This window comes from Pseudomonas sp. 43(2021) (assembly GCF_017490805.1).
GTDB lineage: Bacteria > Pseudomonadota > Gammaproteobacteria > Pseudomonadales > Pseudomonadaceae > Aquipseudomonas.
In genome coordinates, this window is the sequence record NZ_JAFGYJ010000199.1 from 1 (window position 1) to 567 (window position 567).

Genomic DNA, 567 nt, shown 5'->3' on the forward strand with positions numbered 1-567 from the left:
TCCCACACCGTCGGCCCGATGCGCGCTGCTGCGCGTTTCGCCGAAGGGCTGCGCCGGGAAAACCTGCTGACCAGCACCGCCAGCGTGCGTGTCGAGCTGTACGGTTCGCTCGGTGCTACCGGTAAAGGTCACGGTAGCGACAAAGCCGTGCTGCTCGGCCTCGAAGGCGAACATCCGGACACTGTCGACACCGAGACCGTCGCCGCGCGCCTGCAAGAAATTCGCGGCAATGGCCGACTGAATCTGCTCGGTGAACACAGCATCGCGTTCAACGAGAAAGAACATCTGGCGATGATCCGCAAACCGTTGGCCTATCACCCCAACGGCATGATCTTTCGCGCCTTCGATGCGGCGGGGATTCAGATCCGCAGTCGCGAGTACTACTCGGTCGGCGGTGGTTGCGTTGTCGATGAAGATGCCGCCGGCGCCGATCGCATCGTCGAAGACGCCACGCCGCTGACCTTCCCGTTCAAAAGTGCCAAGGATTTGCTCGGTCATTGCGCCACCTATGGCCTGTCGATCAGTCAGGTGATGCTGACCAACGAGAGCGCCTGGCGCCCTGAAGCG

The 567-nt window shown here is 62.3% G+C and carries 1 protein-coding gene; it reads left to right on the plus strand.

Annotated features, from left to right (window positions below):
• On the plus strand, nt 1-567 hold a 567-nt coding region (locus J5M71_RS26740; protein ID WP_279382382.1), incomplete at both ends, for a serine dehydratase beta chain.